The 9,206-nt window shown below is 49.0% G+C and carries 13 protein-coding genes; 7 read left to right on the forward strand and 6 right to left on the reverse strand.

Going from position 1 to position 9,206, the window contains the following annotated elements; genetic code table 11:
* Nucleotides 1-37: 37 nt before the first annotated feature.
* Genes BEB54_RS26985 through ccdA form a run of 3 tightly spaced genes read right to left on the reverse strand, consistent with a single transcriptional unit; the run spans nt 38 to nt 1,370 of the window.
* A complete protein-coding gene (locus BEB54_RS26985) occupies nt 38-844 on the reverse strand; it encodes a site-specific integrase (protein WP_032285173.1) in 807 nt (268 codons plus the stop codon).
* Entirely contained in the window at nt 845-1,150 is a 306-nt protein-coding gene (gene ccdB / locus BEB54_RS26990) for a type II toxin-antitoxin system toxin CcdB (RefSeq protein ID WP_032285172.1), read from the reverse strand.
* A gap of 1 nt (nt 1,151) precedes the next feature.
* A complete protein-coding gene (ccdA, locus tag BEB54_RS26995; protein ID WP_000813639.1) occupies nt 1,152-1,370 on the reverse strand; it encodes a type II toxin-antitoxin system antitoxin CcdA in 219 nt (72 codons plus the stop codon).
* A gap of 860 nt (nt 1,371-2,230) precedes the next feature.
* Between ccdA and BEB54_RS27000 the strand changes: the two genes are divergently transcribed.
* From BEB54_RS27000 to BEB54_RS27020, 5 genes are read left to right on the forward strand one after another with little or no spacing between them, the layout of a single operon-like run.
* Complete coding sequence (locus tag BEB54_RS27000) at nt 2,231-3,457, forward strand: DegT/DnrJ/EryC1/StrS family aminotransferase (protein ID WP_373415387.1); 1,227 nt, start codon at nt 2,231-2,233, stop codon at nt 3,455-3,457.
* Complete coding sequence (locus BEB54_RS27005) at nt 3,441-4,268, forward strand: HAD-IIB family hydrolase (protein ID WP_000154003.1); 828 nt, start codon at nt 3,441-3,443, stop codon at nt 4,266-4,268. The genes BEB54_RS27000 and BEB54_RS27005 overlap by 17 nt, the downstream gene beginning before the upstream one ends.
* A 2-nt stretch (nt 4,269-4,270) precedes the next feature.
* On the forward strand, nt 4,271-5,287 hold the full coding sequence (locus BEB54_RS27010) for a Gfo/Idh/MocA family protein (RefSeq protein ID WP_032280058.1): 1,017 nt from the start codon (nt 4,271-4,273) through the stop codon (nt 5,285-5,287).
* Between the two features lies 1 nt (nt 5,288).
* Nucleotides 5,289-5,558 (forward strand): SemiSWEET transporter, encoded by a 270-nt coding sequence (locus BEB54_RS27015; protein ID WP_000379710.1) that lies wholly within the window; start codon nt 5,289-5,291, stop codon nt 5,556-5,558.
* Nucleotides 5,555-7,087 carry a flavin-containing monooxygenase gene (locus BEB54_RS27020; protein WP_032285176.1) on the forward strand — a complete coding sequence of 511 codons (1,533 nt, stop codon included), beginning with the start codon at nt 5,555-5,557 and terminating at the stop codon, nt 7,085-7,087. The genes BEB54_RS27015 and BEB54_RS27020 overlap by 4 nt, the downstream gene beginning before the upstream one ends.
* A 31-nt stretch (nt 7,088-7,118) precedes the next feature.
* On the opposite strand, the gene BEB54_RS27025 is transcribed toward BEB54_RS27020, so the two are convergent.
* Nucleotides 7,119-7,571 carry an acyltransferase gene (locus BEB54_RS27025; RefSeq protein WP_001825139.1) on the reverse strand — a complete coding sequence of 151 codons (453 nt, stop codon included), beginning with the start codon at nt 7,569-7,571 and terminating at the stop codon, nt 7,119-7,121.
* 326 nt (nt 7,572-7,897) lie between these two features.
* Here BEB54_RS27025 and BEB54_RS27030 point away from each other — a divergent pair, with 326 nt between their 5' ends.
* On the forward strand, nt 7,898-8,155 hold the full coding sequence (locus tag BEB54_RS27030; protein WP_000371887.1) for a hypothetical protein: 258 nt from the start codon (nt 7,898-7,900) through the stop codon (nt 8,153-8,155).
* Nucleotides 8,155-8,745: a hypothetical protein gene (locus BEB54_RS27035; protein ID WP_032285175.1), complete on the forward strand. Its 591-nt coding sequence runs from the start codon at nt 8,155-8,157 to the stop codon at nt 8,743-8,745. The genes BEB54_RS27030 and BEB54_RS27035 overlap by 1 nt, the downstream gene beginning before the upstream one ends.
* A gap of 17 nt (nt 8,746-8,762) precedes the next feature.
* Here BEB54_RS27035 and BEB54_RS27040 read toward each other — a convergent pair whose 3' ends face one another.
* On the reverse strand, nt 8,763-9,110 hold the full coding sequence (locus tag BEB54_RS27040; protein ID WP_000142428.1) for a DUF6404 family protein: 348 nt from the start codon (nt 9,108-9,110) through the stop codon (nt 8,763-8,765).
* Between the two features lie 35 nt (nt 9,111-9,145).
* Nucleotides 9,146-9,206 (reverse strand): IS1 family transposase (locus tag BEB54_RS30040; protein WP_072147330.1); only part of this gene is annotated, 61 nt, incomplete at its 5' end.

Here is a 9,206-nt window from a genome sequence, read left to right on the forward strand (position 1 = left end):
CATGAGATATCCGAAAGGGATTTAAAAAAGTCAGAGCTTAAGGAATTCTTTTGAGCATAGACACCGCATCGGACTCAGGCATCGCAAACTGCACCCGGTGCCGTGCAGCCACATCCAGTGCAAACACCTTCGTGTAGACCTCCGTTGAGCTGATGGACTTATGCCCCATCAGGCTCTGCAGGACCTTCAGCTGTATACCGGCATACAGCATGTGCATCGCATAGGAATGGCGGAACGTATGTGGTGTGACCGGAACAGAGAACATCACACCGTCAGCAGCAGCGGCGGCAACCGCCTCCCCAATCCAGGTCCTGACCGTTCTGTCCGTCACTTCCCAGATCCTCGCTTTCTCTGTCCTGCCTGTTCGTTTATTACGCCGTTCCATGGGGATTTTCAGTGTTGCCACCATCGTCTGCAGCTGGCTGACGTACCAAGAGTCGGAGAGCGGAACCAGCCGGTGAGTCTGCTGCCCGGCAGGCGTTCTTCCTGCCGTCCTGGCTGCTTTTTCTGTCCGCTGCTTCAGAGTGGCCAGCTGCACAAACGGATACGGAGGCGCGAGCAAAAAATCCCCCCGCGTCAGCGCCAGTGCTTCATTAATGCGCGCACCGGTGTTCCACAGTGTGGCCAGCAGCATCTTGCGGCGCAGATCCGGGACGTAATGGAGCAGGGCACTCACTTCAGGGGCGAGCAGGTATTTTGGCAGTTCATCATGAACCATCGACATCTGGCGGAGTGCCAGAGCAGCCGGATAATCAATGGCAACAGGCAGCGATGCAGGCTGTCCGGCAGAATACACTGCCGGTACCATGGCTGCAGACTGGCTGTGTATAACGGAGCCTGACATTTATATTCCCCAGAACATCAGGTTAATAGCGTTTTTGATGTCATTTTCGCGGTGGCTGAGATCGGACACTTCTTCCCCGATAACGGAGACCGGCACACTGGCCATATCGGTGGTCATCATGCGCCAGCTTTCATCCCCGACATGCACCACCGGGTAAAGCTCACGGGAGACTTTGTCTGACAGCAGGCGGGCGCTGGCCAGGGGGATCACCATCCGTCGCCCGGGCGTGTCAATAATGTCACTCTGGACATCCACAAACAGACGATAACGGCTCTCTCTTTTATAGGTGTAAACCTTAAACTGCATTTCACCAGTCCCTGTTCTCATCGGCAAAAGAGCCGTTCATTTCAATAAACCTAGCGACCTCTGCCATCCCTTCCTGATTTTCAGCCTGCCAGCGTTCAGCACGCAGTCGCCGGGCTTCGTTCTGCATGGTCGTACTGACCAGACCGGAGATATTCACGTCATACGCCTTGAGCAGCTGATAGCTGTCGCTGTCAACTGTCACTGTAATACGCTGCTTCATAGCACACCTCTTTTTGACATACTTCTGGTATGCATATCAGTATATATTCTTATGCCGCAAAGATCAGCGCGTTAATACACATACTGTTATCTGGCTTTTAGTAAGCCTTATTTATTTTACCTTACATTATGTTAACCAATAAAAATTAAAATCAGACTTATAAAAACAAAGCGTAATTATCGAATGACCATTTCCGGCAGATCCGATTTTTCTGTTATTTACGGGTTTCCGGAAGTGTACCACGCTGAGGAAATCATCATATCGCTGTTTTCCGCCCCTGCGCGACGCATCACTGGTCAGGGAGATGACACAACATATAGTGTCATCAGCAGCTGAATCCGGCACCACATGTTGTGCTTACAGGAGGTGGCGTTGTGTGGGGGGAGAGGAAGATCCTGAACAATGAGTTTTCGGATCTCAGGAAGGGAAAAAACAGATTTTTGCAGGATAAGCACTAAAAACGGTGAATTGTTGTGATTAGGGGATTATTGCAATCAGAACAATAACTGGAATTGAAAAGGTTATATTCATCAATAAATAGCAGAGTCACAGACCTGCTGAAAGCCAGACCATGAAGATACTACCCGAGCCTGCTTCAGGAAGATCCATTTCAAATATCCGGATACACAGGCAACTGTGGCGACAATTGTAATGATATTAACCATATCGGCTTCCCTGAAGCATTGGTTATGGCAACCACGTTATCAATACCTTTCCATCGTTTTCAGTAAATGTCACTAACAGACCGATATTACCGGACCTGTAAGTTGCCTGTGACAAATATCACCATTTTGTAACTGAAATGTGAAAATACGGTTTATCTGTGCTTTATTTTTCTCCGACATAAAATGGAGGTCTTTATGAAAGATGTCAGTGTTTTGAATGAAATGATCTTCAGTGCATCAACAGAAAATGAACTACAGGAAAAATTTGAAGATATATATCACCGTATCAACAACGAGAGTGAATATGATGACTCGGAGTCAGTCGAATTTCTGCCACTTCCAAGACTGAATTCCCGTTCTGAACGCTCAGAAGTGCAGGACATCATTTCAGTTGTAATTAAAAGCGGATGTTTTACCAGTGGCCCCTATATTGGAAAAGTAGAAGAGACATTAAGATTATTTTATGGTGCTCATACCTGTATTGCCACCAGTAGCGGCACCGATGCGTTAAAAATAGCTCTTAAATCTGTTGGAGTGGAACCCGGAGATGAAGTCATCGTTCCACTGAACTCCTTTGCAGCTACGGAGAATGCCGTGATGGCCGTGGGAGCCGTTCCGGTCTTCGCTAATATTGACAGTTCTTTCAATATGCTTCCGGATGAAGTGGATCGCCTCAGAACTTCAAAGACAAAAGCCGTGTTACCGGTCTGCCTTTATGGCTCCTGCATGTACATTGATGCCATTCACCGGATTGCCCGCAAAGCCGACATTCCTGTTATCGTGGATGCAGCACAGTGCTTTGGTATCAGGTCACTCATCAGCCACTGTGATCTGCTGGCGTTGAGTTTTAATCCATTTAAGAATATTGGTTCTCTTGGTAAATCCGGTGCAGTTCTGACCCTTTATCCTGAACTGGCACGCCTGGCAAGGCAATATTCATATCACGGATTTGCTGAAGGTAAAAAGAATATTAAAGCCCAGAACTGGGGATTAAACAGTCGTATGGATAATCTTCAGGCTGCCACGCTTAGTGTCAAACTTCAACATTTTGAAAATAATGCAAAAAAACGCTGCCTTCTTGCAGCCCGTTACCATCTTTTACTGTCTGACCTGTCACATAACATAATACTTCCGACAGAGACCCATCAGAATACATGGCACCTTTTCCCGGTACTGCTCTGCAAAGGCGAACGTGATTCTCTGTTCGCCTTTGCTCGTGAAAAAGGAGTGGAGTTAGATATTTACTATCCCGTCCTTTCACATTGCGGAGAGCATCCATTGGCAACCGGATATTCCCGTCGAGAGCAGTTCCGTGATTCTGAAAAAATACATTCTGCATTACTTCATCTGCCACTGCATAACCATATGTCGCTCCAGGAGCAAAACATCGTTATCGAGGTACTGCATGACTATTTTAAATAAAAACTGGCCCGTCGAATTCCCGTTCCCGACAGTAATCCGCACTGTGGTGTGCAGCGATCTTGATGAAACTTATATTCCTTCGGACAGTGATAAAAAAAAACTGGGGGGGGTCGTTCAGTTGGAGTCCTATATTACATCCCATGCTGAAAAAAAGGGGATTCTCGCTGGCTGGATCACGGGAACAAATCTGGATTCAGCCTGGCGAAAATCCAGGGGATATATCTCGCGAAGCCCTCACTTTATATGTTGCAGTCTCGGCACCGAATTTTACTGGGTGAAAAATGGCCGTCTCATCCCCTCTGAAACCTGGGCAGAAAGAATAAGCCGTTCAGGCTACAGCCGTCAGAATGTCAACTGTCTGGTTAAGATTCTGATGGAAAAAGAGATCCCCCTTCTGAAACAACCAGAGGATTATCAGGGCCCCTTTAAAGTGAGCTATTACTACCCTGAGAGCCCATCTATTGCCAGCGATTTTGCCACCATTCAGGAACTGGCTGACGAACGACGAATTCGTGTTGTGTTTACCCGCTGTAACCCGGCGGCTGGCGATCCCCCTGGCTGTTATGACGTTGAATTTATCCCCCTCTGTTGTGGCAAGGATCAGGCTGTGTCTTTTCTGATGGAAGAAACCGGACTGCCGAAAGAAGCCATTATTGCCTTTGGTGACAGTGCGAATGATTTTGCCATGTTTGCACAGGCCGGAAGTGGCTATCTGGTGGGTAATGCCGACCCGTTTGCAGTCAGCCAGTACGGAAACAGACTGGACAGTGCTTACTGCCACGGGATACTGAGCGTTCTTAAGGAGCTATAGTGATGATTATCGGAATTGTCGGCTGTGGGGGGATTGCCCGTGCCCATGTCAACGCACTTTGTCTCAATCCGCTAGTAACTGGTCTGGCCCTGTACGATGTGAGTCCGGACAACGCCCGACAGCTCAGCGAAATAAGCTCCCTGCCGGTAACAAACTGCCAGGATCTGGAGCAGCTTGCCGGAGTCAGTCAAGGGTTCATTATCTGCACACCAAACCATCTCCACGTTAGCGTGGCAGAAGAAGTGCTTCGCTACAAACAGCTCCCGTTTGTGTGTGAAAAACCCCTCTCAACAGATCTCAACTCTGCACGATATCTACAGGAGATTGCTCCAAAAGGCAGTATCGTGTCTTTTAACTACCGATATAACCCCGTCATCGACATGATAATGCGTCTGAGAAATGAGAGGAAATTAGGTGAACTGCATTTCTTCTCAGCAGAATTTAATAAAAATTCTGCACTGACCCGCCATCACCTGACCTGGCGAGACTCCGCACAACAGAGCAAAAGCAGCGGTGCTCTGGGCGATCTATCCTGTCATCTGCTTGATTTATTTTGTTTTATAGGGGAAAGCCCGGTAGTGGTTCATGGGATCAAAACGGTAAAGGGGACACGGGTGGGTACAAAATCAGATGGTCAGGTTGAAGTGGATGATAACGGCTATGTAATGGGCAGTTCAGAAAAGGGAGCTTATTTCAGAGTTCATGCCAGTAAATCGGAAACAGATCAGAATTTGGGACTGCATATACAGCTTGTATTTGAAAATGGTGAAATCAGATATTCAACCCACCATGAAAATCGCCTGCTCCTGATTCTATTTAATGATACGAATACGGAAACAATTGGCTTCGACGCTCTGAAACGCTTGCCTGATCCACCACGGGAGCTTCCATTCTGGTCTGATTCGTTTATTCATCTTCATGACGACTGGTGTGCTCTTATTAAATATGGTCACTCGTCTCCTAAGCTGGCGGACCTGTCATCCGGCCTTCATATACAGGAAATAATTGAGGCATTCTGATATGGATACCATTCTTTTAACCGGGCTGTTTGCTGCATTTTTCACAACGTTTGCGTTCGCTCCACAGAGCATAAAAACTATCAGGACACGCAATACCGAAGGTATCTCCGTTGTTATGTATATCATGTTCCTGACAGGTGTAATCTCATGGATAGCGTATGGCATTATGCGATCTGATTTTGCCGTACTGATCGCCAATATTGTCACACTGTTTCTGGCTGCACCAGTGCTTGTAATAACACTTATCAACCGCAGGAAAAAACACGTATGAATATTGCAATCATCGGCGCGGGTCCTGCCGGCATCATTTCTGCCCGTAATGCGATTAAAGCAGGTCACTCCGTGGTTCTGTTTGAGAAGAATACCCGAATTGGGGGGATCTGGAACCCCTGGAGTGGTGGCGCTTACCGTAATGCCTGTATGCAGAACTCCCGTTATACATTTCATTATACTGGCTTTCCCCCTAGCGATATCGATGAATTTCCAGGAGTGGAACAGGTATTCAGATATCTTTCGGCCGTGGCCGGAGAGGATGCCCTCCGTGAGTCGACCCGACTGAATACTGAAGTTGTTTCACTCAGAAAAGACGCCGGACACTGGGTGATCCGCTGCGCTTCTGAAGGAAAAGACACGGAAGACATTTTTGACCGGGTCATCATTGCAACAGGTGAACTCTGGCAACCCCGCCGGCCCCCCCTGCCAGGTGAGGAAAACTTCTCCGGAACGTTGATCACGTCGAGAGATTATCAGGAGCCAGAGGCATTTAAAGGAAAAAATATCCTCATCATTGGCGGCGGTGTCAGCGGTGCGGATATTGCCTCAGACCTTGTTCCCTTTGCCAGAAGCGTAAGTCTGTCCGTCAAAAAGATGGGACTTTATCTGCCGAGACAATTCCCGACTGGCCCGAATGACATGATGCACTCCTATCTGGGCAGGTGTCTGCTGAGCCAAATGAATTATGAAGATTTTATCGGTTATCTCGACACCATGATGCCTGACTACATGCAGGCCTACCGAGCATCCGGTCTGTTGCCCGACATGGCGAACAATAACGCGGTGCATGTTAACGAAAAAATCATACCGAATGTGGCCGCCGGTCTGATAAAAGTTAAACCCCTGGCAGAGCGTTTCACCGGAGAAGGCGCTATTAAGTTCGTCGACGCATCTCAGGAAAAATATGATGTAATCATAACCTGTACAGGCTATGAAATGCCTGATTACTCGTTCATTCAGGGATTTGACAGAACACAGCTCTATGAGCACTTTTTCTGGACAGAGGACCCTTCTCTGGCCGTCATTAATCCCCCGGTGGATACCGCCGGTTTCGGGGCTGCGTTTCCCTATTTTGATATCATCAGCCAGTGGGTAATGAACGTATTCTCCGGGAAGACTTCCCTTCCGGAAAAAGAAGCTATGCGCAAATGGTGTGCTGAGCACATGGCTTCACTTCATGTTAAGCGATTTTATGACAGCTGGCTGGAAACCATCCGGATTGGGTTGCTGTCAGGTCTTCTCCCGGAGCCAGCCCGCGACTTTTCCCGATACTGGAACATCATCAGCAGTATAGTCAAACCTGCCTATCTGGCCACTCCTCCCGCATTTCCGGAGCATGGTATGATGGACAGCCTGTTTGATTTCCGGATCGCCAGAATACGCATACTGTCAGGGCTGGGAAACGATGCTCTCGGTTATTTACTGAAAAAAGGTGATATCACTGACGCAGAATACCGGGCGGCCCTGGAAATCGATCCCCGGCAGTCGATTTCTGTACACCTGCCGTATTCACAGACCTCCCTCTGATAAAAAGGGCCAGTAACGGCCCTTTTCGTTTTCATAATATTCTGAGCAGTCTTGCCGGGTTTCCTGCATAAATGCCTTTGTTCTCAACCGGTTTTACCACAACTGAACCCGCACCAATAACAGCTCCGCTGCATATATACGGAGACAGAATAATGGCTCCACTGCCAACAGTAACCGAATCCCCCAGGGTAATGCTGATCCAGTTATCCGGTGACGGATCTGGTGCTCCTGAACGAAACAGATCGTTGGCGAACGTCACGTTATGACCAATGAAGCAGTTCTCCCCCAGTGTTACGTTCTCACAAATAAACGTGTGCGACTGTATCCGGCTTCCACTACCAATGACACAGCCTTTCTGTATCTCAACGAAGGGGCCGACAAACACGTTGTCCCTGAGTTCACATTCATAAATGTTGACCGGTTTGACAATACGGACATTGGTCCCATAAATCACATCCCGGACAGCACATTCCATAAATTTCATACTCACACGTCCTTTAAATACAGATGACACTTGCCGGAATTATACAGCCCAGATTCAGTTGCCATGTTTCAGAATAGCTTATAAGCCGCACTTTTACCGATACTCAGCAACAAATCAGGTCTGGCTCCACTTCCGCCGGAAACCGGATCTGCACGACGGGAAACGGGCAAATGATATGATAATTAAGCAATTCACATAATCATATCTGATATGATTTTCATCATTAAAAATTAAACAATATCTGATATTATCATAAATCAAGAGTACACAAATCATGCAGGATATAATTTTTACCTGTCAGAACATTATCAGATGGAGCGTGCAGGATGGATCAGGAAATGACGTTTTCACTCAGCTATGAACAACTGACCCGGTTTGCGGAACGACGCATCCGGGAATGCAATCTGGACAGCCAGGGCGCGATTTATCTCTGCGAGTCAGCCAAAGCCGGAGCCGTGCTGATCTTCTGGCATGAACTGGCCATAAATGGCTATGCCTCAATGAATGCCATAAAGAGACAGGAGCTCATTGACGCCGACTTTCAGCGCCTCAGAAAGCTCATCTGGCCGGAGGATGACAGGTAATGACCCAGAGCCGCCGACCGTCGCCACTGCAGCGGAGAGTGCTGATTGTGCTGGCTGCCCTTGATGAAAAACGGCCAGGACCCGTGCTGACGCGGGACATAGAACGGGTGCTGGAGCGAAGCGGGGAAGCCCCGGTCTACGGGCCAAACCTGCGCGCCTCCTGCCGTCGTCTGGAGGATGCCGGCTGGCTGCGTACCCTGCGCGCTCCGAACCTGCAGCTGGCAGTGGAGCTGACGGACGCCGGCCGGGCCGTGGCACAGCCTCTGCTGCTGGCAGAACAGGACCGCCTCCGGGCAGAACAGCGTGCGGCAGAAGTCGTCGTACTGCCGCTGGTCCCGGCAGCAGGTCTGCCCGCAGACGGCACTTCTGCCACTGATCTGGCGGTGCAGCTGAACGGCATAACGTATCTGGCCTGCCGTGGGGATTTTGTGGTGCGTCTCGACGGCAGCACCTGTCTGCAGTTATGGAATAAAGAAGGCAGGGTGGTACGCCGGGAGGGCGATCCGCTGGAAGTGGCGCAGTGGCTGCAGGCCTGTCACGATGCAGGGATGGAGGTTCGTGTGCAGGTTAATGAAAGCATCACCCCGTAAAAACATGCCTGCACGATTTACACATCATCCCATGGTGGCAGCCGGTTAACTTTCCTGCGCCACCAGTGGAAAGAGGCCGTGAGCAGTCCGAACAAAAAACCACCCGTGATACTTATAATAATGGCCTCACCTGCCACCATTCCTGACGGCCCCCAGTAGATAAACCACATTGCACATCCCCAGGAAATGCCCCATAAGCTCCCCATCAACAGCGTGACCTGCCAGAACGGCATAAAGGGTAATGGCGGAAGCCGGATACCCAGCCGCCAGAGAATACACAGAAGAGGAGGGGCATAATTGCTCCGCCACATCTTTTTGCTGTCCATCAGGGCAATGGCCCGGGCTTTTTTCTGCTCAAAGGTCACAGGAGCACCTCCGTTCCATGGGTAATGACTCCAACTTATTGATAGTGTTTTATGATCAGATAATGCCCGATGACTTTGTCATGCAGCTCCACCGAT

It is taken from the genome of Escherichia sp. MOD1-EC6021 (assembly GCF_002965245.1).
Taxonomy (GTDB): domain Bacteria; phylum Pseudomonadota; class Gammaproteobacteria; order Enterobacterales; family Enterobacteriaceae; genus Escherichia; species Escherichia coli_F.

Excerpts from the sequence above, each read along its gene's own strand:
- BEB54_RS27020 (WP_032285176.1), top strand. The coding sequence starts at position 5,555 with ATGAATATTGCAATCATCGGCGCGGGTCCTGCCGGCATCATTTCTGCC.
- BEB54_RS26985 (WP_032285173.1), bottom strand. The coding sequence starts at position 844 with ATGTCAGGCTCCGTTATACACAGCCAGTCTGCAGCCATGGTACCGGCA.
- BEB54_RS27010 (WP_032280058.1), top strand. The coding sequence starts at position 4,271 with ATGATTATCGGAATTGTCGGCTGTGGGGGGATTGCCCGTGCCCATGTC.
- BEB54_RS27025 (WP_001825139.1), bottom strand. The coding sequence starts at position 7,571 with ATGAAATTTATGGAATGTGCTGTCCGGGATGTGATTTATGGGACCAAT.
- ccdB (WP_032285172.1), bottom strand. The coding sequence starts at position 1,150 with ATGCAGTTTAAGGTTTACACCTATAAAAGAGAGAGCCGTTATCGTCTG.
- BEB54_RS27015 (WP_000379710.1), top strand. The coding sequence starts at position 5,289 with ATGGATACCATTCTTTTAACCGGGCTGTTTGCTGCATTTTTCACAACG.
- BEB54_RS27000 (WP_373415387.1), top strand. The coding sequence starts at position 2,231 with ATGAAAGATGTCAGTGTTTTGAATGAAATGATCTTCAGTGCATCAACA.
- BEB54_RS27030 (WP_000371887.1), top strand. The coding sequence starts at position 7,898 with ATGGATCAGGAAATGACGTTTTCACTCAGCTATGAACAACTGACCCGG.
- BEB54_RS27005 (WP_000154003.1), top strand. The coding sequence starts at position 3,441 with ATGACTATTTTAAATAAAAACTGGCCCGTCGAATTCCCGTTCCCGACA.
- ccdA (WP_000813639.1), bottom strand. The coding sequence starts at position 1,370 with ATGAAGCAGCGTATTACAGTGACAGTTGACAGCGACAGCTATCAGCTG.
- BEB54_RS27035 (WP_032285175.1), top strand. The coding sequence starts at position 8,155 with ATGACCCAGAGCCGCCGACCGTCGCCACTGCAGCGGAGAGTGCTGATT.